Origin of the sequence: Methanosarcina mangrovi, assembly GCF_052057765.1 — an archaeon.
Classification (GTDB): Archaea; Halobacteriota; Methanosarcinia; order Methanosarcinales; family Methanosarcinaceae; genus Methanosarcina.
Genome location: NZ_CP195120.1, coordinates 3,334,301 through 3,358,209, shown reverse-complemented (window position 1 = coordinate 3,358,209; position 23,909 = coordinate 3,334,301). Strand labels below are relative to the sequence as shown.

The following is a 23,909-nucleotide window of genomic DNA, read 5'->3' as shown; positions in this document are numbered from 1 at the left end:
AAATCATGATATTGATCTTTATTTCTCAACCAGCTAACCTTTAATTTATATTTTAGTGCTTATTTTGTTTTCAGGCTTTTTTAAAACGACTCAGTTTTTTAAGATTTTTTCCTCAAAGTAAGTAGAAACCCCAATAATGCAGGAGATAATGAAGTTAAAAAGTACAGAACTAGAGGGCATGAGAACCCATAAGCTGAGTTCTCGTTTAACATCTTGAAGATAGTAACGCTCGCAAACTCTCTAACTCCAAACCCTGATATGGAAATGGGAATATTACCTAAGATTACAACTATTGGCAGGGAGAATGTAAGAATATTATTTAAAGCCGGACTTAGCGATTTTATTACTATCCAGTATACGATTAGATTCAGGATATAATATCCAAAAGTCAGAGAAAAAACAAAAAACAATGATTTTTTATTCCCCGTAATTTCCCTGATTGTTTTTATATAATTTTCTGAATGTTCTTTCCCCCTAGAGAAACTTCTGAAAAAAAAGGTTATTATTCTCTCATTCATAATGATAATTATTCCTGCAATAAAAAGCAGCACAACTAAAATCATTAAATAAATCAGATTTCTGTCTTGGAAAAAAAGGACAGTTGATACAACACTTAATAATAGCAGACAGACAATGTCTATTACCCTGTCCATTATCACAGTAGGGACACTCCTTGATTTTTCGGTGTCCAGATAAAAAGCTCTTGACACTTCTCCCGCCCTACCCGGGGTGAGTGCTCCATAAAATGTACCTATCAATATTATTTCTAATGACCGTTTAATAGGGATTTGGACATTTATACAGTTAAGCAGAGCCTGCCATTTTCTCGCTTTTATCAGGTACATCAGAGCAATAAAAGGTAATGAGAGAGAAAGCAATGCCAGATCCATTTGAGTAAAGGTTCCGTAGATCGCCTTCAGGTCAAGTTTACTTATGAGGTAAAGCATTAATCCTGAAGTAACCGCAATTTTACCTGCCGTTTTCCATTTCATAGCTATCGTACTTGATAATATAATCATCATTGTTTCTCGAGTTTGTGATAAGTTCTCCTATCAGACCAAGGGAGATAAATTGGGCACCTATGACCGTAAGTAATATCCCGAGCATAAGAAGGGGTCTATCTCCTATTTTTTCTCCTGTTATCCATAAAACCATTAAATATACTGATATAAGCACCCCGGTAAGTCCGAGAAGGAACCCTATGCCTCCGAACATATGAAGAGGTCTTTTCTTGTACATCATCAGAAACGTGACTGTTATAAGGTCAAGGAAGCCTTTCAATAACCTTTCGATCCCATACTTTGACTCTCCATGTATTCGCGGATGATGCTCTACTTCAATTTCGCCTACAGAATAACCTTTCCAGTGAGCAAGTGCCGGGATGTAGCGATGAAGCTCTCCATATATATTTATGTTTTTTACAACATAGTTATTGTATGCTTTATACCCGCAGTTGAAGTCGTTGATTTTAACCCCGGTTATGAATCGAGTTAACCAGTTAAATAATCTTGAAGGTAGAGTCTTTGAAACCGGATCTTGCCTTTTACTTTTCCAGCCGGAAACCATATCGTAGTTCTTTAGTTCTTCAATAAATCTGGGGATCTCTTTCGGGTCATCCTGCAGGTCTCCATCCAGAGTAATAACAATATCCCCTTTTGATTTTTTAAACCCGCAGGAAAGAGCTGCAGCTTTTCCGTAATTCCTCTGAAACTCTACAATTTTTACTTTACTATCCCTGATTCTTTTTATCTTTTCAAAAGTACTATCTGTAGATCCATCATCAATAAAAATTATTTCATATGTTTTATCGAGTAGTGAAAGAGTATTGTATAATTTCTCGTATAGCTCAAGTATACTTTCCTCTTCATTATAAACTGGGATTATAATTGAAATATAGGGTTTATTAAACATGTATAAATCCTCTGGGACGGAAGATACTCCTGGAAACTACGTTGGAGCTTCTGTTGTATAAATCTCTCTATTTTTTGCTTCTTTTTCGAAATGTACACGAAATACCCCGTTAAATTCTGAAGAGCATGATTTTTGTTCCTTTCTTACGAATTGAGCCTCAGAAGAATGGTATTTGACAGTTCAAACTATCAAATCCCAATAGTCCTGACTAGAAATGTTCAGGCTGTTATGCATGGGCTGCACTTTTAGCCCATTTTTATATACACTCTTCCCACTAAATATTATAACTCGGAATTTAATCACCTTTCTTATGAAAGTTATGCTTTAATTACTTTCTTATTAAAACAAGATTTAGAAAATTTCGATAAACCTCTGACTTCAATGAATTGCTTATGTACTTATAGTAAACAACCAGCTAAATAGAGGAGTTACGCTGAATCCTATGAATTGTTTTTCTTATATAAATGAGGTACTATTTGCCACCTATCTTCATGCCAAAATTTTTTCCAGCTTTAATCTCTTCTTATACGACTTTCATACACTGAACAAATATTTTCTACTATTTCGTCCCAATCGTATTTTTTAGCTTTACTATATGCAGCTTCTGAAGCTTCTATGTTCCGTGAGTTCTTTTCAATCATTTTTTCCACGGCTTTTGCAATTTCCTTTTCCTCCAGTTCCACAACAAACCCGTCCACTCCATCCTTAACAAGCCCCTGTGCTGCGTTATATTTTTGTTTCACCGTCACTACAGGCACCCCGCAGGCGAAAGCTTCGATTACGACCATCCCGAAGCCTTCTCTTGAAGAAGGAAGCACAAGCACCTTTGAAGCCTTGATTTTCCCGATTAATGCCCCGTACTCCTGAAACCCTTCGAATATCACATTTTCCTGCATCCCAAGCTCCCGGGTGAGTTTCTCCAGAGCTTTCCTTTCGGGCCCGTCTCCAACAACACAACAGTAGATTTCTGGAAAATCTTTTTTTAACAGGGAAACTGCTTTTATCAGAACGTCAACATTTTTTTCTTTTATGAGCCTGCCTGCGAAGATAATATCGTAAATTTTGCCTGCTGGAGTGTTCGATGAACCCTGCCCTGCAGGTTTGATTTCAGATATTAACTTCAGGTCGACGCCGTTGGGCAGAACGGTTATCTTGCTATCTGTTCCCTTGAGGGTTTCCAGCCTGTCCTTTGTCCAGCCCGAGACCGCAATGTTATTCTTTGAGATTGTTGCAACCGCTTTTTCTATTAAGAATCCGAAGAGACCCTTCGTTTTCCCAAGGTATTCATACCAGTAATCCCCCCATACCTCGTGCCAGGTGAACACAGCAGGGGTCTTTTTCAGGACTGAAACAGCTTTTACGGTAAAACAGGAAAAATAGGGAAATACGCTTACGTCAATAAGGTCAAATTTCTCTTCCAGAAGGACTGGAAACAGCTTTGTAGCAAACACAAGCGCCTCGGTAATCGAACGCCTGCCGTTTACATACAGTTCCCTGGCTTTGCAGACGCCGTGAAGGGTCATGCCTTCATGCCTAATTACGTCTCCGCCTTCCCACCATTTGATCCCGAAAAGGTGCACATCGTGCCCCTCTGAAGAAAGCCGCTTCCCCAGCTCATGGATGCGAATTTCTGCACCCCCTTTGACCCAGGGATAGACAGCATCATATACGAAAGCAATTTTCATTGCATCACTTTACCAGTCAGTATCAACTTCGAGGAGCATTACGCTTACAAAGACTGCAGAAAAAATCAGCTGGAGCCCGACTGCTGCCAGGACCATTGAAATAACTGCAGATTCTACTTCTTCAAGAGAGCCGTATCCGGAACTGACCCACGTATAGGTTACTTTCAGCCCGAGAACGAGCCCTGAAATAAGGATAAGGGAGCCTCCGAGCAGTTCTTTTTCAAGGGAGTGGTAGCTTAGCAGTTTCCTGCCTGCCCTGTCATCCCGGTACATGCCGTGGATCAGGCCATAGGTTTTCATATATCCGCCAGTGGCCAGAATTTGCCCGCCAATGATTAAGAGCATACTGCCCAGGATAAATGAGTGGAGGCGGTTATATGCTGCACTTTCCGTGAGAAGAAGGGAAGCGGTTATAAGAAAACCCAGGATAAACACAAAAGCGCCGGGCAGATAGAGGAAGGGGACTGGCCTGTATAACATCATAAACCTTACATGCCGCCAGCCGTCCTGAAACGAGCGCAGCTTGGAGGGAGCTTTGCGGGAGTAGTAAGTTATAGGGACTTCTTTAATCCTCAACCCGCATCTTGCAGCTTCGATTACCATCTCGGATGCAAGTTCCATACCATGAGTTTTAAGGTTCATTTTTTCAAGGGCTTCTCTGGTAAAAGCCCTCATCCCGCAATGTGCATCAGAAATTTTTGTTTTGAACAGGAAATTTAGCATCCCGGTCAGAATAGGGTTTCCAACATACTGGTGCAGCCAGGGCATAGCTCCTTTTTTTATTTCACCTTTGAGCCGTGTGCCCATTATGAAATCTGCTTCTCCTGCCATAAGTGGGCCCAGAAACTTGTCAAGCTCAAGGAGGTCATATGTATTGTCCGCATCTGCGATAGCAATATAATCCCCCTTTGCTTCGGCCAGCCCTTTGAGGTAAGCATTCCCATATCCTTTTATCGGGCCTATCACCTTTGCACCCATGGATGCTGCAATCTCTGCGGTTTTGTCCGATGAATTGTCCGCAACGATTATTTCCCCCTCTATACCATATTTTTTGAATACGGTCTGAGCTTTCTGTATGCAAATACGGATAGTTTCTTCTTCATTCATAGAAGGCATTACGATAGAAAGGGAGGGCATGTCCTGCTTATACAGCATATTTCCTAATAACTATTTTGATACTTACAATGCAGGAGTAGTTAATTCTTCCCGAATATTTCCTGCTACTGTTTGAAGCCTGAGGATTGGAAGAGCTGAAACACAAAGCAAAAAAGATTCAGACTTCTATTCACAAGCTCTGGTGTATGTTAGTAATCTATATAATATATCAGAAAACTCTTTTTAGGGAAGGATCCCGAGTTTTCCGGAACTCACAGGTCATTCCAACCAATTTGGGAAAATATATAGCCTGAAAATAAATAGCTCGATATGGGGATTCAAATCATCTGGTGCTTGGACTGTAGCAGTCTGGCGCTGGGATTTAAACAGACTGCTATACCTTAAACTGGTTTTTGATAGGAGGATAGAATGGTTAAAGTGAATATAATATTCTACAGTATGTACGGGCACGTCTATAAAATGGCAGAAGCTGTCGCTGCCGGGGCAAGGGAAGTTGAGGGGGCTGAGGTAGGGATTTATCAGGTGCCTGAAACCCTCCCTGAAGAAGTCCTTGGGAAGATGGGGGCAATAGAAACGAAAAAGCTTTTTGCCCATATCCCTGTGCTGACAAGGGACATGAATGAGGAAGTACTTGCAGGGGCCGATGCGCTCATTTTCGGAACTCCCACTCGTTACGGAAATATGACTGCCCAGATGCGTGCAGTCCTTGATGGTCTTGGGGGGCTGTGGAACAGGGACGCCTTTGTAGGGAAAGTAGGAAGTGTTTTCACCTCCAGCGGAACCCAGCATGGGGGACAGGAATCCACAATCCTCACGTTTCATGTAACCCTTCTTCACCTCGGAATGGTTATCGTGGGCCTTCCGTATGCGGAAAAACGGCAGACAAGGATGGACGAAATTACGGGCGGCAGCCCGTATGGAGCTTCAACGATTGCCGCAGGAGACGGAAGCCGACAGCCGTCAGAGAACGAACTTGAAATGGCCAGGTACCAGGGAAAGCACGTAACTCAGATTGCAAAAAAAATCGCTGGAAGGTAAAGCCTTTAATAATAAAAAAGGATGGAAAAACTTTCCCTTCTGCGGGTGTTTTCCCTTTCAGTTTTTAGAGTTCTTTTGCCTGCAATTAGAATGCTCAGTTAAAGCTTGGTAAGGCTCTTCCTCTGCGCTCAAATCTGTCCTGAGCTGTTGTCAGGCATGCCAGAGTGCAGTATACTGCCTTTTCCTCAGCACTCTTGAGGACAAAGAATTCTTTCCCGCAAACGGGGCATATTTTTTTTACATAAACCATAGTAGACACGCACATTTTTGTATGTGGATACTTCTTTAAAGACTTAGTTTTATAAGTCATACTAACAAGAACTCGACCGAATATAAACTTTCGTATGAAATTTATATATATCCTTAACAAGAAATTAAATTGATTTTTATGGGTCTATCAGGCAGTATATTACACAATCGTGAACCGTAAATGTATGTTTCTTCTGCCCTTACATCGTAACTTTTTCTTTTTTTTGCAATATCATCCCTGAAGAAGACTTTTTTTTCAGGCTAAAGTTGTTATTCTCACACATATTTCCTTCCCTTTAAATGTTTCAGCGGTATATTCGATTCTTATAGGGACCAGGTTTGAAAATAGATCCGACTTCACCGGTCATTCTGGACAAAAATTGTACTTTTCGAACTTAAGCCCCGAGCGTGCTCAGCAAACAGGGAAAATTTGAAAAAAGGTTTTCCGTTAAAAAAATGGTTCAACCACTATATAACCAGCCGTAAAGTGGTTAAGCTTTAATAAATTCTGGATCTAGAGGATGGTACAGGTTTATTTATAGTTCAGGCTTAAAAAGAATGTTAGGTTCTGAAAGCGAAGTCTAAGAATCCGGATAAACCACAATCCATATCATGTTTGCGTTGATAACCATATCACGTTTTCATTGCTTTCTTATAATAGAACTTAATCAAAGAAATGTTCAGAACATAACCTGAAATTGCGGAATATGACTTGAAATTACTGACTAAAATACAAAATTAAGGAATAAAACACAAAATCATGGGATTTAATTCGAAAAAAGGAATAAAAAGTAAAATCACAGAACGTAATTCGAAATTACGGAATAAAACGCAAAATTAAGAAACATAATTCTAAATTACAGGCTAAAATGCGAAATAATAAAATATAGAGTCGGAGGTGTCCGGAATTAGGCCGCTGATTTTCGGAAATGGAAAAATCCTGATTTGTGAAGATGAGAAAGGGACTATAAGGGATGTCTATTTCCCATATGTAGGGCTTGAGAATCACGGGAACTCGATAAAGGTCGGTGTATGTGACCTTGATTCCCTTTACTGCAGCTGGCTTGAAAACTGGAATATCCGGCAGCGGTATAAGCCAGAGTTTAGGGTGGAGTTTTGTAGCAGGATTCTTGAAAGCTCAGGAAACCCTGAAGAAGCCAAAGCAGGGGAAGGGGATGAAAAGGAAAAAAACAGTGAAGGAGTGCCTGAAGCCTGTAAAGGAGTAGTCTCAAATATCGGGGAAACTGTTTTTGAAAATTCTGAGCTTGGGCTTAGAATTACTGTATGGGAGACGGTCCATCCATCTGTGAATATTTTCTACAGAACATTCGAAGTCAGGAATATCTCCAACTCCTCAAGACGCCTCCGCCTTTTTTCCAACCAGAATTACAGGATCCTCGAGCATAAGATCGGAGAAACTGCTGTAATTGATAAGCATACCCTTATCCATTACAAGCGCGACCGCTATTTCCTGCATGCAAGTGAACCTGCTTTTGACCAGCATGCTGTAGGAACAGCCGAGTGGAAGGGGCTTGAAGGTACCTGGAAAGACATGGAAATAGATGCGAACCTGAGTGGAAACCCTGTGGCGCACGGCTCTGTGGATTCCACCCTGGGCTGGACCCTGCCCGAACTAAAACCCGGGGAGGCAACAAGGGTTCATTACTGGATCGTTCTCGGGAAAAATTACTGCAGTGTACTTAAAATCCATAAGAGGGTAAAAGAATTCGGAAAAAGGGACATTTTCCACTATAATTTCAACTTCTGGCACTCATTTATCGAACGGGTATCCGTGCTTCCCGAATATGCTTGGATGCCGCAGCTTCCGGAAAAGGTCGTAAAGTGTTTCTATAGAAGTCTCCTTACGGCTGTAGCACATATGGATATCAAGGGTTCGGTGATCGCATCCTGCGATTCGGATATTAAACAGTTTGGAGCAGATCTCTATACCTACTGCTGGCCCAGAGATGCCGCCTGGGTCTGCCTTGCTCTCGATCGAGCACGGTATCACCATCTGAGTGCCGAGACATTTGAATTCTTTTCAAAAACCATCACTCCAAGGGGCAACTTCCTTCACAAATACACGCCTGCAGGAGATTTCGGGAGCACCTGGCATCCTGTGCCTATGGTACAGATTGATGAGACAGGACTTCCCCTCTATGCCCTCTACAACAACTGGGAGATTGCAAGGAGTGTATGGACTACAGGCAGGTATTATAGGTGCCTTGTAATTCCTGCAGCTAATTACCTGACAAAAGCAATTGAAAAGGAGACAGGTCTTCCTATCCCGAGTTTTGATCTCTGGGAAGAGCGAAAAGGTGTACATACCTACAGTGCCTGCACGGTCTATGCAGGGCTCAGAGGAGCCTGTGAACTCGCTCGTTCCCTTGGAGATTACGGCAATGCAGACATCTGGAAAGAGGCTGCGGATCGGGTAAAAGAGGCAATTATCAGGAGACTTTACGACAATAAACTCAAACGTTTCCGGCGTTCCCTGAAAGAAGCAACCCTTGATTCCTCCGTATTTGCAGTCTGGTATTTTGGGGTCCTTCCTCCTGATGATCCCCGAGTTGTCCGGACAATGGAGGCTATCGAACGTGAACTGCTGCGCCCCTCAGGTGGGATTGCCAGGTATCTCAACGACAGTTATTATGGCTACATGAACAGCTGGATTATCTGTACTCTCTGGCTGTCCCAGTGGCACTCTGCAACCGGAAACCTGGAAAGAGCTCTTGAGCTTCTGGAGTGGTGTGCTGATCACGCCCATCCAACAGGCCTTATGTCAGAACAGGTGGATGATAAGGGCAGGCCCCTTTCTGTACTTCCGCTTGCCTGGTCCCATTCAGCTTTTGTGCTTGCTGTGCTTGAATATCTGCAAGCCCTTGAGAAAAGGGAGGGCGGCATCTGTGTCTTACCGGGAGAATAAAACAGTTTTTTTAAACCCGAATTGCGCCTCGGCAGAGTCGCGGCTCTGCAGCCCGAATTGCGTCTCGGGAGTACGCGGTCTGTTTCGGCAGAGTTGCGGCTCTGCAGTACGCTGCCCTTTTCGCTTCGCTCAAGAGGGCTAATTTTTAGTAAAGAGATTTAATGGAGCTCCTCTGCTTGATTCAAAATAAGTATATTTCATACCTGCTTTATCAGGAAAGTTTTTTTAAAACTCTTTCTCATAGTACAGGTACCCGTTTTCTTCTTTTAAAAAAGTAAAGCCATGCTTGAGATACATGCCTATCGCTTTTTTGAGGGTCGAATCGGTTTTAAGCACGGTACCTGAACAGTTTTTTTCGGCAAAACCCAGGGCTGCCAGAAAAAGCTTTTTTCCGTTCCCTTTGCCCCTGAAGCTCTTTTTGAGGTAGATGCGCTTGATTTCACAGCGGTTTCCATCAAGTTTGCGGACTCCTGCAGTTCCCACCACCCTGTCATCGTCCAGGCCTACAAAAAAGGTACCCCCTTTTGCAAAATAGTAGCCATTGATGTCCTTCAGGTCAGAATCTTTAAGCCTGTCGTACTCAAAGCCGTGTTCCAGCAAGACTTCCAGGACGACATCGCGGACTTCTTCCTGTCTGGAATCATCGTAGCTCTGGATTATCATGTTGTTTCTCCATTAATTTAATTGACAGCTTCCTGTGTTTATCTTGCCTCTACTAACCTGTTCCGTCGTATTTCAGGTATTTCGGACCTCATGCTTTCTAATTTCCGGGGTCCTTTAAATTCCGGGTTTTTCAAGATACTTCTGAGGATCCTTCACTTTTGGTGGTTGAGGTATTTTTCGGGGTGTTTCAGGAAATCCAGAGAAATGGTATAGAAAATTTCAGCACCTGTGCGCAGAATTTTTTCATCAATATCGAAAGTAGATGAGTGGTTGATCTCCACAATTCTTTCTTCCTGGTTCCGGGTGCCGAGGGAAATAAAGATTCCGGGCACTACCTGCAGATAGCTTGCAAAGTCTTCGGCAGCAAAGGTCTTTTCTATTTCGGGATAAACTGTGAGTTCAGGGAAACTTTCCTGCAGTTTTAAGTTAACCGCATCTGTGAAAACCGGGTCATTTACCAGGACCGGATACCCGTGTAAAATATCAAGTTTGTAATCCGGAAGCCCTGCAAACTCCTCCCCGGGTTTTACGTATCTTTCCTTTATCCTCTCAAGGCACTCTTTTATTGTCAGGTCGATAATTTCCGTAGTCCTGCGGTCAAATGTCCTGTAGCTTCCGAGAATCTCTACACTGTCAGGAGTCCTGTTGAACTGGGCTCCTCCCTGAATCCTTCCCACCCCCAGGACATACTTATCCGGTTCAAGCTGTTTTTCAAGGGCCGGGTAAATGCTGCTTATGAAATCCGTTGCCATCCGGACAGGGTCAATGCAGTTTTCGGGTTTTGAGATATGGCCCCCCTTTCCTTTAAAGGTAATTTCAAAACGGTTTGTGCTTGCCATAAATGGCCCCGGGCGGAAACCTACGCTTCCGGATTCGTGGTTGGTAAATATGTGCATGCCCATAACCGCATCCACGCCTTTTAGCCCTCCTTCGGCAATAACCCTCTCCGAACCGCCCGGGGGAATTTCTTCTGCAGGTTGGAAGATCAGGCGGATTTCTCCCGGAAAGTCCCGTTTTTCTAGAAAGAGCCTTGCAGCCCCAAAAAGCATTGCCATATGCCCATCGTGTCCGCAGGCATGCATTACCCCCTCATTTCTGGAAATGTAGTCCCCATTTCTTTCCGTGAGTTCTTCCTGGACCTGCAGGCCGTCAGTATCCGTCCTCAGGGCAATGCAGGGCCCGGGCATCGTACCCTTTATACTTGCAAGCACGCCGGTGTCCGCAATCCTCCTGGCTTCTATCCCAAGTTCTTCAAGGACTTTCAGGATTCGCTTCTGGGTTTCATATTCTTCGAAACTGAGTTCGGGGTATCGGTGAAATTCTCGCCTCAGCCGGATAATCCAATCTTCAAACGTTTCTGCACTCGGGTCATCTCTCAAACGTATTACCTCGGATTTTCTGCATATGCAGTTTCTTCCGCTTATTTTCGATAATTCGATATCCTTTATTTTTACTTCTTCAGTATATATTAGTCCAGGTATATATTACTCCATTTTCTTCCCAATTTTTTTCCCATTAATCAAGAATTAAAATACTGACAGTTAAATACATGAATGGCACAATACATTTTATCCTGCTGTTAATTTTAAAATAACGGCAGTTAAAGGATTAGCAGTTAAAGGGTTATTAATCTGTCTTTTTAAGACCGTTAAAGGCCGTTATTTTACTGTTATTACTAAGTCATTGTAATGTTATTATGAAGCCATTGTAATGTTATTATAAAGTGTTCTTAGCTCCAATTAATGGTGTTTTTGATTAAAATCAAAAGTATTCTTTACTGAAATTAACGGTGTTCTTAGTTGAAATTAAGAGTGTTCTTAAATGAACGGCTATTTGCGGCAATTAAGTTTCAATAGACCCGAATACTCTTCAAAGTTCCAGGGATGGTATAAATGCTCAAAACACGCCTTAGAGATTTCCTTCTTACAAAAGATGACTGGCTTTTTGCGGTTTCGGACTACTTCCGCAGCGATGGAATAAGAGCTACACTCCGCTACGTTCCGGATGAAACCGGCGAGAGGGAGTTAAACGGGAAAAGATACAAAAAATACGATTTCGGCCCTGCTTTCGAATTTATGAAAAAAAACAGGCCTGAGTGGGTTCAGGACGTGCACGTTGTGCCGGAGTCCGAGGTAAAACGGGTGTTGCGTCCCTCGGACGTGATCCCCGAACTTGTAAATTCCGACAGCCGGGTAAGGGCGATCGTAAAGGTGCTTGACCTGGCAGGAATTCCGAGGACAAGTATGGGAGTCACGGGTTCAATGCTTGCAGGTCTGCAGAATGAAAGCTCTGATATTGATTTTGTTGTCTACGGTCCCATGTGGTTCAGGGCAAGGGATGCCATAGCCATTGCAAAACAGCAGGAGGGCCTTATCGAAGAGATCGATGAGGAGATGTGGCAGAGGATCTACAGAAAAAGGATTCCTGAGATTTCTTTTGACGAATTCATGCTCCACGAGTCCAGGAAAGGCAACCGCGGCATGGTCGAGGGCACTTATTTTGACCTCCTCTTCGTGCGGGAATGGGACCAGATTAAAGAGCCTCTCCTGCGGGGAAAAGATACGGTCAAAATGAAAATCGAAGCCGAGGTTACAAACGCTGACTTTGCCTTTGACAGCCCTGCCTACTACAAAGTGAAGCACGCCGAGATCGACCATGTGCTCTCCTACACCCACACCTATGCAGGCCAGGCTCTCCCCGGAGAGATCATAGAAGCCCGTGGTGTGGTCGAAGAAGTAGGGGATATGAAGCGGCTGGTCGTTGGCACCTCAAGGGAGCCAAAAGGGGAGTGGATCCGGTCCCTTACCTGGCTTGAAAAATGCGGGTATAGGTGAAAAGGTCTGTTTGGAAATGAAGTCTCAAAATATTCCCCAAACGATGCCCGTCACATCGCAGGACATGTTCAATTATACGGCTCGTTATGGGATTTCAAATCATACTCTTCAGGCTGTAATACATTTTAAAGATAAGCTGGATGAGGCGAAACTGGCCCGGGCTGTAAGACTCTCTATTGATGCCGAGCCTGTTCTGGGCTGCTTTTTTGTAGAAAGGGAAAACAGCCCATTCTGGCAGCGCCTTTTTGATCCGGAAAAAATTTCCTGGTGCAGGCTAGAAGAGACGAAGGACAGGGAAGATTCGGTTATGAAGTTTCTGCTTGAACCTTTGAATATGGACCGTGACCCGCAGATACTGGCGCTCCTGCTTCGCCACTGTCAGGAAGACACCCTGTGCATCAAGCTCAACCATGCCTGTTGCGATGGCAGGAGCGCCAGAGAATACCTTAAACTGCTGGCTGGCTTATATACTAAGCTTTGCAGAGATCCTTCTTTTGAACCCGAACCGAATGTGCAGGGAAAAAGAGACCAGAGTGCTGTGCTTGAAGCCCAGGGAATAACCGAACTCAAATCTTCTTCCATTCCTGGGGAAGCGGAGCCTACATGGGCTTTTCCCTGGCAGCGATCTGCAGAGCAGGAATCGATGCAATTCTCTGTAACTCGAATCCCTTCCGGAAATTTTCGGAACATTTCGGCCTATGCAAGGGCCCACGAAGCAACAATAAACGATATTATCCTGACAGCTTATTTTCGAGCGCTATTTGACATGATAGAACCTGAACTTTATGCTCCAATGGAAATCCAGTTTACCGTGGACTTACGCCGTTATTTGCCGGAAGAAGAAAATATATCCATCTCCAACTTATCCGGGATCGAGAGTTTGAGAATGCCCAGAATAAAATGCGAATCCTTTACTTCTACACTGGAAAGGGTTGTACTCGCCATGAAAAGAATTAAAATTCACTTTCCAGGTATACAAAGCGCTCTTGCCTGCGAATTAATGAGCGGAATGAATTTTCGGGAAGTCCTGGAAACGGTTAAAAAAGAGTGGCAAACATCTCTGGTAAGCGGAAACTCTTCCCCTATGCTCACCAATTTAGGAGTAATCAGCCCAACTCCACTCTTTTTTGGAGAAGCAGAAGCTGAAGACGCTTACGTGGTCACTCCAGCCTTCCATGCCCCTGCCTTTATGCTCGGGGTTTCAACATATAATGAGGTACTGACTCTTACGGCAGGCTATTACGAGCCTGCTACAAAGAAAGAGGACGTAGATCATTTTCTCAATATGGTTGCTGGTGGGCTGAGTTCCTGTTGTGACCTGTGATAGAGGGTTTCGAGATCTCTTCAATGGCGAAATGCGGGTATAGGCAAAAAATTATAACTGTTAGCCATTCATGATATTCATAAAGCCTAGCCCGAAAGAAGGTTTTGGTCCTGCACCTATAAGTGAACCGATCCTGAGCAACTGTTTTGCGTTTCCATCCATTTCCTCAACAAGATACTCAACGGTTCCCGTATGGGTATGAAACTCTTTCTTTTTGGTTCTCTGCGAGTTGCTTATGAGCTTATGGAAGTGCGCATTTGAAGCAGTTGTTATCGCTTTACACTTAAAATCCGGGACATTTTCCCCGTCCCCGTACTCGTTTACATATAAAATCAGTCTATGGCGTATCATGTTCAGGAGTTTTTCCAGGTCTGGAGGGAAGTTTCCTGTCTTGATCATTATCGGGGTTTTAAAGGCTATTTTGAGTTTTTTGTCAGACAAACATTCTTCTAAATTTTCACTCAAGAGTTCAATCTCTTTAACAGCTTTACTATTTATTTTGAACCCGTCAAATGCAAGTTCACCCGAGAAGTTACATTTTATTTTATCCAGTTTAAATCTGTTCTGTTGTTTTTCGTTACCTGTCCCATTCTGGCCAAGTAACCTTAATCCGAGGATTATATGAGGCAGATAACGGATGAATTTTCCGAAGACAAGTATATCCACATCAAGAAAACCGTTTTCTTCGACAACCATGCTCCTGCCAAAAAATGGAGGGATGAATACTATAGGCTTTGGAGGAGCTCCATATCCTACATTAGATTCGTTTCAGGCCTTGTCCTTGCAAAATGAGGATTGAAAGTGCCTTGAACCACGATGAGTCGGAGACTGTGATGCTGAACTTGTTTCAGGCCTTGTCCTTGCAAAATGAGGATTGAACATGTTTTCGTAAAGACTAAGTAAAAACATCTAAAGAAGGTAAAAAAAGAGAAAAATGATATAAAAATAGAAAAGAAGGTTTATCCAAACCTTCCCGGGTCTTGAAAACCTTATTTCATCTTCCTTTTCTTCAGGGCTGCATACGATGCCAGGAGCCCGGCTGCTGCAAACGAAATCCCGGCTCCCGGAGAATCTTTATCGGTTTTTTCATTATCCGATGCCAGGTTTTCTTCATCTTCTCCCGATATTTCTCCTGCACTCATGACGTTACTTCCCTCGTTTCTAATCGGAGTTATCTCTATCACCCGGGTATCTTTTTCAGGGCATGCGATTGCAAATGGGGAAAATCCCGGAGTTTCTGAGGTGAAGTAGAAGTAATCCTGGTCTTCTCCGGTCAGGGTTGTGGGGAGGGCGTTCCAGATGTCATCACTGTACCTGTACAGGGTTATACTGCTTTCACTTATGCGGTTTTCGGAAAGCCATGTCCTGTTTACCCTGAAGCTGATCCGGGCGTTTTCAAGGTTTTCGGAGCTTGAAAAGCCGCTGTTTCCGACCCAGATATTCAGGTTCTTGTAGACGGTTCCGGGGGCAGGTTCTTTCACTATTGAAGATGTGTTCTTCAACATCTCCACAATTGTGGCGGTTTTTCCGAAGTTCTTTTTCGGGTCAAACTCGATACTAACTATTTCGTTTGTCTCCCCTATAAAGGTGTAGCAGGTGTGGATTCCTTTGAAGACCTGCTCGCTTGAGACCTCCTTAAGCTCTATGTTCCGACTTGATTCCGGAGAGCCTCCGCCCCCGCCTCCTCCTCCGCTACTTCCGCTGCTTCCACTACTTCCGCTGCTTCCTCCGGAATACGAAGTTTCCTCGGTGACTGTGATATAACCTGTTTTTTTCTCGGTATCGTTTCCGTAGGTAGTGTTGCTTGCTATGAGGGTGACAGTATAGGTGCCTGGGGTTTCATAGGTCCATGCCGGGTTTCTCTCCGTAGAGTCGATGCTTCCGTTTCCGTCAAAGTCCCATTTCCAGGAATCCGGGTTGTTTGTACTCAGGTCCGTGAACTGGACCTTAAGAGGCGCGGTGCCGGAGAGGGGGCTTGCGGAAAATCCGGCTTCAAGGGGAGGGTATGTGACTATTATTTCCGAAGCTCCTGTAACAGGCACGGCAGGGATTGAATACGCGGAAACATTGCCTGAGATTTTGAAATTCCCGGGTTCGGAAGTTGAAGGCACTGTAACCCTGTAAACTACGGTTTTTTCCCCGCCTGCCTGGAGGCTTTCGACCCAGATCCATTCTAGGGTAGAAGCTTTGAAAGTCTCGGAATTCTGGAATGTAGCCCCGTCATTTTCAATTATTGTTATATCCCATCCGGCGGGAAGGTTTTCATCAAGAGCGGGGGCTTCAATGTACTGGGCTGCCTCTATGTGCACGGTTACCGTGAAAGTTTCGCCTGCATAAACCGTTCCTGCAGAAATCTCCCTGCTTGCCTCTATTCCGGAGGCTGAAACTGGAAGTACAGTTACTGCAAAAAATAGAAGAAATATGAGCCCGGAGATAAAATTTGAGATTGTGATCCGGTTTTTTACTTTAAGAGTTTCAACAGTTTTCATGAAAACGAGTCCTTTAGTTTTCTGGGGATTAGCTGGCATCTATTCTGCATATGTTATAGCATCCATCTTAGCAGCTATTTTAGCAGTTATTTTAGCAGTTATTTTAGTATCTATTTTAGTAACTATTTTAGCAACTACTTTAGTACCTATTTTAGCATGTATCTTGATATCTCTCTTAAATTCTATATTATGTATTGGTCTATATTATTATAACTGTGAACAGCCTGATTTTTATTAAATTTTTAAGGATTATTTGTTTTCCAGCATCACAGGGCTTCAAAAATTCAGGGATTCAAAGGGATAACTTCGAGTGAATCCGCAGTCAAAGTCACATATAAATAAAACAGTGTTCTATTCTCTGTTATGAGAACGAGAAAGAGTTATCTCTGGCTTGCTCTGGTTTTTATCGGGGTTGTAGCCACAGCAGCAGCGTTTTCCTCTCCCGGCTCTACCGAGAGTACGGTTCAGGCTGACGGGCAAGAAATCGCTGCAAATGGGATTGAGTCCTCTTCCAGCATTGTCACAAAGGTACAGCCTTCGAATCCTCTGAAATTTCTTACTGTCGGAGCTGCGGTGACCGATGCAGCTACCGAAGTTACGGTCTACAACGATAACCTGGCCCTTGTGAAAGAACGCAGGGAACTCGATTTGAAGACCGGGGTCAACAGCGTTGAATATACGGATGTTGCCGCTCTCATCGACCCTACATCGGTTATGTTTGAGGATACTACGAACAAAAATACTGCAGTGCTTGAACAGAACTATGAGTATGACCTGGTAAGCAGTTACAAGCTGCTGGATAAATTTCTGGGCGAAGAAATAACTGCGACTGAAAAGGAAGGAGAGACCTATACAGGCACGCTTCTCAGCCACGATGGCGGGGTTGTGCTCAGGCTGAGTGATGGAAAGGTTGTAAGTCTTGATGAGGTCTCTAAATTTGAGTTTCCTGATTCTGCAGGGCTGCTTACCAAGCCCACCCTGGTCTGGCAGGTCTACTCTCCCATAGCAGGCAGCCGGGATGTCCTTACGTCCTATCTTACGGGCGGCATGAACTGGAATGCGGATTACATTGTAAAGACGAACGCAGATGATACAAAGGCTGACATTCAGGGCTGGGTCAGTATTGACAATGAGGCAGGAACTACCTATGAAGATGCCAGACTGAAGCTCGTTGCAGGAGAAGTCCACCGCGTAACTGTACCTCAGACGATATATTATGATTATGAGGTTGCGGAAGAAGAGGGAGCAATGTATGCTGGGGCAAAGGACAGCTTTGTTGAGGAATCCCTCTTTGAGTACCACCTCTATACCCTTGAGAGGACGGTCACCCTGAAAAACAACCAGGTCAAGCAGATTTCTCTGCTTTCTGCGGATTCCGTGCCCGTGGAAAAGGAACTAATCTTTGATATTTCAAAAAGCGAGAATGTCCAGGCAGTCCTGAACCTCGAAAATTCAAAGGAAAAGGGTCTTGGAATGCCTCTTCCCGCCGGAGTTGTGCGTGTATATAAAACCGATTCCGATGGGCAGCTCCAGTTCCTCGGAGAAGACAGTATAGACCACACCCCGAAAGACGAAGAGGTCGAAGTTGTTGTCGGAAGCGCTTTTGACGTGACCGGCACCAGAACCCAGACCAACTACGATAGGGTAAGCAATGATGTCTGGCGGGAAAGCTATGAGATCGAGCTTAAAAACCACAAGTCCGAAGCCCAGAAAGTCAGGGTTGTGGAACATTTCTACGGGGACTGGGAGATTACCACAAGTTCCGATACTTATGAAAAGACGGATGCTTACACTGCCGAATGGGAAGTAACCGTGCCCGCGGACGGCTCGAAAAAGGTCACTTTCACAGTGGAACGCAGATATTGAGTTCCCGGCAGATACCAGGTTCACGGGCTGAAGCCTGATATCTTCCGGACTCCGGCCTGGCGGGAGAAAGTGGAAGAAATATGAAAAATGTAATGTGGGGGGCTTTTTTGCCCTTTTATTTTTTAAACGGGCTCTTTTTACACCCTTTTTCTGAAAATCGGTTGATTCTGATCTATTGGCGGATCTGGATTGGTGGATCTGGATTAGCGGATCCATTCTGAAATCCGGAAGAGAATCCTTTTAATTTTCCTTCCCTGCGCTGCACGTGCCTGGGTCGTACTTGTTAGCCGGATAAATACTATCCTGAACTCCGAAAGCCATTTTCAATTCAGATAAATGTTATCTAGGATTGATATATCACCGGAATGATCGAAAAAGCAAGGAATTACTGAACGACCTTGCAGGTCCGAAAGCCTGATTATTTTTCTCTATACTGCGAACTTTATAGTGAATTTAGTCCCGTTTTTCCTGTTCAGTTCAAGTTCCCCGTCTAACTGTTCTATGAGGGTGGTTATAAGCTGCATGCCAAGGGTGTCGGGATTTTCCAGGTCAAAGCTTTCAGGTATGCCGATCCCGTCATCTGAAACTTTTAGAATGAAACCGGTTTTCTTCAAGCCTTGATTTTTATTTCCTGTTCTACTCTCTTTAGATTTTCCGATTTTTTCTTTATAGAGTTTGATCCGGATTTCTCCTTCGTTTCTCCCATGAAATGCGTATTTAAGGGAATTGGAAACAAGTTCATTGACAACTATTCCTAACGGGATTGCTACGTCCATATTGAAGAACGCATTTTCTTCCAGATCCATACATAGGCGGATACTTTTGCTGCTAAGGCTGTAAGTCTGGAAAAGGTTTTTAGCCACCTTTTGGAGGTACGCTGAAAAATCAAGTTTATCGGTTCCTTCTCCTTTATAGAGTTCTTCATGGATAAGGGACATTGAGAATACACGGTTTTTACTTTCCTTGAAAGCTTCCAGTACCTCTTTATCCCTGAACTTTTCAGCCTGAAGATCCAGCAGGGAAGAGATCACCTGCAAATTGTTCTTGATTCTATGGTGGATTTCCTTTTTTCTGGCTTCTTCACTTCTTGCCAGGGCTTCTTCTGCCTTTTTTTTCTCGGTGACATCGAGAACAAAGGCTATGCCTTCATTGCGTTCCTGATCGAAGGTAGCTACTCCAAGGATGATGGGTACGCGCGAGCCGTCTTTGCGGATGTACTCCTTCTCAAAGGGTGTGGCCACACCTGTGGCTTTTAGTTCCGCGATAGCGTGCTCGTCCAGGAGACGATATTCCGGGGGGGTCATCTTATCCCAGTTAATCCGCCCTGCCTGTAAGTCTTCACGCGTGTAACCTATTATCTCCAGAAACTTGTCGTTGGCGCCGGTAATCGAACCGTTCAGCTTATAGTAATGCATGCCGAACAGACCTGATTCGTAAAACCTGCGCAGACGCGCCTCACTTTCCCGTAGCGTCTCTTCCGCCCGCTTTTGCTCGGTAATATCTCTGGCAATGGCTGAGATAGCCATAAGCTCTCCGGATACATCAAAAATCGGAGAAAGAGTTACTGAAACATTTATTATCGTACCGTCTTTTTTTAACCGCAAAGTTTCATAGCTCTGGATTTTTTTGCCCCGTTTAATCTTTTCAGAAAACCGTTTTATTTCCCCTTTGAGATTATCCGGTTCGACTATTGATATGTTTTTTCCCAAAATTTCTTCGGCCGAATAACCATAAACCTGTTCTGCCCCTTTATTCCAAGTGGTGACAATACCTTCAAGAGATTCGGTAAGAATAGCATCATTTGATGATTCTACAGCATTTACCAGGATCTGAATTTTCTCTTCTGCTTTTTTGCGCTCGGTGATATCCTGCACTATTCCCTTTATTCGAATAGGGGTATTTTCCTCATCAAAAATAATTCTGGATTGCATATGGATTGTGCGTATTTCTCCATTAGCCAGAAAAATCCTGTAATCAATATTGCAAGGTTTTCTCCTACTTAATGACTCTTTAAGGGCATTATCGACATAGTCCCGATCATCGGGGTGCGTGTAATTTAAATATTCATTGTAAGCTGGTGCTGACTCCCCAGGATTACGTCCAAAAATACGATACATTTCCTCAGACCAGTAAGCTTTATCATTTGCAACGTCCCAATCCCAATTTCCGACGTGGACCATTTTTTGAGCTTCAGCAAAACTTTGCTCACTTTCTTTCAACGACTCATAAGCCTTCTCAAGCTGAATTGTTCTTTCTTTAATTTTCTCTTCCAGACTGTCCCGTGCTTTTTTTAAAGCTTCTTCTGCTTCTTTTCGCTCGGTGATATTAGTGAGCACGCCAAGTGAGCCTGTAAACTTGCCATCTTTATTAAAAATGGCTTTAGCGCTTATAAGTGCCCATAAAAGTGAGCCGTTTTTACATATTAATTTCAATTCATAGACCTGATTGATACCTTGCTTCCTTTTTTCCAGATTAAGTTTGAGGATAGCCTTAAATTCCTCGTCGGCAAAGTTACATGGAGATCTGCCGACCATTTCATCCTGACTGTATCCCAACATCTCCGTCATTTTCTCATTGACGTAGGCAGTCCTGGCTTCGGCGTCAAGTATCCAGATACCTTCGTTTGCTATCTCTATAATATTGCGGTACTTTTCCTCACTCTCCCTAAGTTTTTCTTCAAGCCCTTTCCGGTCACTTATATCGAATCCGTAAATATTTACGGATTCATCTTCGGGTAAGGGATGAAATGAGACCAGGTATACTCTCTTTCCTGCTTTAACTTCCATTGTTTCCGGGCTATTCCGGCAAATTACCCTTTTCACAAGATCTCCGATACAGGAAGGCAGTTTTTTTCCAACTCTTACGCCCCACTCATGCAATAAGGGCTCACCTGCCTCATTTGAATAAAGAAGCGTCCCATCCTTTTCCACGCGGAGCACAGGATTCGGGTTCGCTGCCGAAAATTGCTCCATTTTCGCCTTCATTTTTACCCTTCAGGCTCTTATCTTTGAAGGCAACGGCTTACCTTCATTGAACAGTTTGACGGGAGTAAAACTTACGCAGTTATACTGAAAAACCAACAGCATCAAACCACTAACTGTCTAAAAAACCGATTTGACCATAGCGTATAGCGAGCTTGATTTTGTATTTTAAGTGTATAAATCTTGTAGATTAATTTTTAATTACTATGTTATTTTGTATCTCTGTTCTAATATATAGACTATACACACATTTGAGGTACAAAATTAGTATCTATTTCTTCCGAAAAATGAAATGCTCTTCATTGGTCATCGGTTGAGGAATTTTCTTGCCTGAAAGCTATCGATTTTGCACCAAAAGGTTGCCTTAAATTTTGGCCTTATTACATGAAATCGATACCCAGTTCCAGTCCACAACACATTAAAATTATTGACAACTGTTGTGAGAATGGAGGCAATTTATCACGTTTCCTCACTTAACCGAAGACGCATGGTTTTTAGTTTGTATTATTTCGCTGACTAATTTGAGAGGTTCATATATGGGTTTTTGCAGTGGATATGCCGATTTTTGAAAACATCTGCGGAAAGCAGGTTGGATTTTTAAACATCCTTGCCCTTCTCGCTCATGTTCAGGCCTCTGCTTCAGGGTTCAGGAGCATATCCAGTTCTTCATCCGTAAGCTCATAATGGAAGAATTCCGAGTAGAACTCACGGGTCAGCCCGGAGAGGTCCGTATCTGCAAAAAGGTCCGGATACAGCATTTTTGCAGTCCAGGCAGTCCCTATTATGAGATGAGGACCCTGAGGCCTATCGATCCAGCAGAAAGGATTCTGAGGGGCAAGGTATACCCGTTTGTTCCGGACAGCATCCACGCTTGTCCATAGAGAGTCAGAATATACGGATGTGTAAAACTGTGGATCGGAAGTGATAATTACCTCTGGATTCCAGTCCATGACCTGTTCTATTGAAACCTGGGTCATGCCGGTTCCGGATTTGAGGGGGCAGTCGGCAACATTGATGCCCCCGCAGATATCAATGAGCTGGGAATGGGGAGAACCCGAAGGGTCGGTCATCAGACCTTTCGGACCTTCTGCATAGTAAACCCGTACTTTTTCATCTTCGGGAATATCTTTTATAGTGTTGTTGATCTCGTTGAGGATTGAACTGCGGAACTCGATGAGTTTTTCTGCCCTGGCTTCACAATCGAGCAGCTTACCTGTATATTCGATAGTGGGGTTGGATTGTGTCACAAGGAGAATAGAATCATCAATAGCCACCACCGGGATGCTGCCGAGACTTTCCTGCCTGCGTTCTATGGCTTCATTGATTTGTCCGTCCTTGGAGGTACTTTCAATGACAATGTCAGGATGCATTTCAATAATGGTTTCATAATTTCCGGTTTTGGATCCTATCCAGTTTCCTATTACAGGCAGATTTGAGTAATTTTCATCCATGAAGGGTTGGGTGAGATTTTGTTTGGAGTTCCAGCCTGCAAGTTTGTCCGGGGCGAGCATATACACAAGGATGGTGGAAGGCGAAGAAGTACCTATAGTCGAGGATATTTCCGCAGGCACGGTTAATTGCCTGCCCAGCATGTCGGTGATATGCACAGTGCTTGAGTTCGGAACAACCTGTTGATCTGCATTTCCTGCACATCCACTGAATGCAACAACTAGAACCAGAAGATAAAGTATCAATGTTGTACCTATTTTTCCACCCATAGAGATACCTGACAAACTTTTGAGTATATAGTTGTTATGTTCGAATAGACATAATGCAAGTCGATGTCCTATCTTATGAGAAATTGAAAAACGCTGTCAAACATGCTTATTTAATAATTCCTGCGTTTTTGTAGCGTTCTTCGAATTTTCACGCTTCATATAATATAGGAAAACGGTTACCTATTTCCTAGTAATCATATAAATATTTTTTCATTTATGTGGAACTCGAATACTCTGCAAACATTATCACAAAATATGCGCGTATCTCTTCCATATCAGAATTTATCATCAGAGGAAAGGTCTGAGGCCTCTGAGTTTAGGTTGCAAAAAAATAGCTCTTAATCTTGAAAACAACAAAGTAAGGAGTTGTAACTCTCGACAAACTGGATCAATAAACGAGTTGATCCCAAGAAGGCCTTCAGAACTGAGACTTTCTTTTGGATGGATATTCATTTCCGGCTGACTGTACTAATTTTTCAATAAATTATTTCTTTCGATTCCTTTGTGGCAAAAAAACAGTCTATTTCCCTGTTTTGAGGATGCTGTTCCGATGAGCTATGTATGGCACAACGGTTCTGTTTATTTTCGTGGAACGGGTTCAGGTAAAAAAGAAGATCTTCTTTCCCAAAATCCACCTGTTTGTTTCACAATATATAGGAAACAGGGTATCGTGACTGACCCGGTGCCCTGTCACGCTGATACGGCATATATGAGCTTAATGCTTTTTGGAAAGGCTGAAAAAGTGATTGACCAGGAAGAAGCTGCTGAGGCTCTCTAGAAACTGGTTGACAAATATATGCCGAAGTACTACAGTAACCCTTTGACCAGCACCTTTATTGAGAAGTATAGATCTTCACTTGATGGGAATGTAGTTTCGGTTTATCGGATAACGCCACAGGGAATGACAGCCAAAGAAAACTCGGTAGAATCTGGCAAATTGTTTAACCTGGAAGCGCAGTAACTACACGCTGTAGTCACACAAAACAAAGGTACTTTGGGAGAAATTCATGAAGAATTAGTCTGTTGGATTCACAATCAAGAAAACAAATTTTAATAAAGCCGAACTGGTTAATCCCACATGCTCGTGAAGCTTGCACTTTTTCATAAGG

Annotated in this window: 16 protein-coding genes; 6 read left to right on the top strand and 10 right to left on the bottom strand. The window is 43.3% G+C overall.

The features are described 5' to 3' along the window. Positions 1 to 98 precede the first annotated feature (98 nt). The 4 genes from ACSAZL_RS14885 to ACSAZL_RS14870 all read right to left on the bottom strand — a co-directional run bounded on the left by ACSAZL_RS14885 (position 99) and on the right by ACSAZL_RS14870 (position 4,733). Positions 99 to 992 (bottom strand): lysylphosphatidylglycerol synthase transmembrane domain-containing protein, encoded by an 894-nt coding sequence (locus tag ACSAZL_RS14885; protein ID WP_440945407.1) that lies wholly within the window; start codon positions 990 to 992, stop codon positions 99 to 101. After that, positions 970 to 1,911 carry a glycosyltransferase family 2 protein gene (locus ACSAZL_RS14880; protein ID WP_440945406.1) on the bottom strand — a complete coding sequence of 314 codons (942 nt, stop codon included), beginning with the start codon at positions 1,909 to 1,911 and terminating at the stop codon, positions 970 to 972. Before ACSAZL_RS14880 ends, ACSAZL_RS14885 begins: the two co-directional genes overlap by 23 nt. A 512-nt stretch (positions 1,912 to 2,423) precedes the next feature. Further along, positions 2,424 to 3,596, bottom strand: coding sequence for a glycosyltransferase family 4 protein (locus tag ACSAZL_RS14875; RefSeq protein ID WP_440945405.1), 1,173 nt, complete (start codon positions 3,594 to 3,596; stop codon positions 2,424 to 2,426). Between the two features lie 9 nt (positions 3,597 to 3,605). Then, positions 3,606 to 4,733 (bottom strand): glycosyltransferase family 2 protein, encoded by a 1,128-nt coding sequence (locus tag ACSAZL_RS14870; RefSeq protein WP_440945404.1) that lies wholly within the window; start codon positions 4,731 to 4,733, stop codon positions 3,606 to 3,608. 387 nt (positions 4,734 to 5,120) lie between these two features. On the opposite strand from ACSAZL_RS14870, the gene wrbA reads away from it, so the two are divergent. Together wrbA and ACSAZL_RS14860 are read left to right on the top strand one after the other, a co-directional pair. Then, complete coding sequence (gene wrbA / locus ACSAZL_RS14865) at positions 5,121 to 5,750, top strand: NAD(P)H:quinone oxidoreductase type IV (RefSeq protein ID WP_440945403.1); 630 nt, start codon at positions 5,121 to 5,123, stop codon at positions 5,748 to 5,750. A 1,147-nt stretch (positions 5,751 to 6,897) separates the two neighbouring features. Then, positions 6,898 to 8,925 carry a glycoside hydrolase family 15 protein gene (locus tag ACSAZL_RS14860; RefSeq protein ID WP_440945402.1) on the top strand — a complete coding sequence of 676 codons (2,028 nt, stop codon included), beginning with the start codon at positions 6,898 to 6,900 and terminating at the stop codon, positions 8,923 to 8,925. Positions 8,926 to 9,150: 225 nt separating this feature from the next. Here the strand turns inward: ACSAZL_RS14860 and ACSAZL_RS14855 are convergent, their stop codons facing one another. Together ACSAZL_RS14855 and ACSAZL_RS14850 are read right to left on the bottom strand one after the other, a co-directional pair. Beyond that, positions 9,151 to 9,588 carry a GNAT family N-acetyltransferase gene (locus ACSAZL_RS14855; RefSeq protein WP_440945401.1) on the bottom strand — a complete coding sequence of 146 codons (438 nt, stop codon included), beginning with the start codon at positions 9,586 to 9,588 and terminating at the stop codon, positions 9,151 to 9,153. Positions 9,589 to 9,740: 152 nt separating this feature from the next. Then, on the bottom strand, positions 9,741 to 10,967 hold the full coding sequence (locus ACSAZL_RS14850) for a M20 metallopeptidase family protein (protein WP_440945400.1): 1,227 nt from the start codon (positions 10,965 to 10,967) through the stop codon (positions 9,741 to 9,743). A gap of 513 nt (positions 10,968 to 11,480) precedes the next feature. On the opposite strand from ACSAZL_RS14850, the gene ACSAZL_RS14845 reads away from it, so the two are divergent. Both ACSAZL_RS14845 and ACSAZL_RS14840 read left to right on the top strand, forming a co-directional pair. Then, positions 11,481 to 12,422 carry a nucleotidyltransferase domain-containing protein gene (locus tag ACSAZL_RS14845; protein WP_440945399.1) on the top strand — a complete coding sequence of 314 codons (942 nt, stop codon included), beginning with the start codon at positions 11,481 to 11,483 and terminating at the stop codon, positions 12,420 to 12,422. A gap of 43 nt (positions 12,423 to 12,465) precedes the next feature. Then, entirely contained in the window at positions 12,466 to 13,746 is a 1,281-nt protein-coding gene (locus ACSAZL_RS14840) for a condensation domain-containing protein (protein WP_440945398.1), read from the top strand. A gap of 60 nt (positions 13,747 to 13,806) precedes the next feature. Here the strand turns inward: ACSAZL_RS14840 and cas6 are convergent, their stop codons facing one another. Both cas6 and ACSAZL_RS14830 read right to left on the bottom strand, forming a co-directional pair. Continuing rightward, the gene (gene cas6 / locus ACSAZL_RS14835; RefSeq protein ID WP_440945397.1) at positions 13,807 to 14,442 is read right to left on the bottom strand and encodes a CRISPR system precrRNA processing endoribonuclease RAMP protein Cas6; all 636 of its coding nucleotides are present in this window, start codon (positions 14,440 to 14,442) and stop codon (positions 13,807 to 13,809) included. A 293-nt stretch (positions 14,443 to 14,735) separates the two neighbouring features. After that, positions 14,736 to 16,235, bottom strand: a complete 1,500-nt coding sequence (locus tag ACSAZL_RS14830; protein WP_440945396.1) for a PGF-pre-PGF domain-containing protein — start codon at positions 16,233 to 16,235, stop codon at positions 14,736 to 14,738. A gap of 363 nt (positions 16,236 to 16,598) precedes the next feature. Between ACSAZL_RS14830 and ACSAZL_RS14825 the strand changes: the two genes are divergently transcribed. Then, on the top strand, positions 16,599 to 18,101 hold the full coding sequence (locus ACSAZL_RS14825; protein ID WP_440945395.1) for a DUF4139 domain-containing protein: 1,503 nt from the start codon (positions 16,599 to 16,601) through the stop codon (positions 18,099 to 18,101). A 428-nt stretch (positions 18,102 to 18,529) separates the two neighbouring features. Here ACSAZL_RS14825 and ACSAZL_RS14820 read toward each other — a convergent pair whose 3' ends face one another. Together ACSAZL_RS14820 and ACSAZL_RS14815 are read right to left on the bottom strand one after the other, a co-directional pair. Continuing rightward, on the bottom strand, positions 18,530 to 21,085 hold the full coding sequence (locus ACSAZL_RS14820) for a PAS domain S-box protein (RefSeq protein ID WP_440945394.1): 2,556 nt from the start codon (positions 21,083 to 21,085) through the stop codon (positions 18,530 to 18,532). 623 nt (positions 21,086 to 21,708) lie between these two features. After that, the gene (locus ACSAZL_RS14815) at positions 21,709 to 22,800 is read right to left on the bottom strand and encodes an iron ABC transporter substrate-binding protein (RefSeq protein WP_440945393.1); all 1,092 of its coding nucleotides are present in this window, start codon (positions 22,798 to 22,800) and stop codon (positions 21,709 to 21,711) included. 550 nt (positions 22,801 to 23,350) lie between these two features. Between ACSAZL_RS14815 and ACSAZL_RS14810 the strand changes: the two genes are divergently transcribed. After that, entirely contained in the window at positions 23,351 to 23,578 is a 228-nt protein-coding gene (locus tag ACSAZL_RS14810) for a pyridoxamine 5'-phosphate oxidase family protein (RefSeq protein ID WP_440945392.1), read from the top strand. The last annotated feature ends 331 nt before the right edge of the window (positions 23,579 to 23,909 follow it).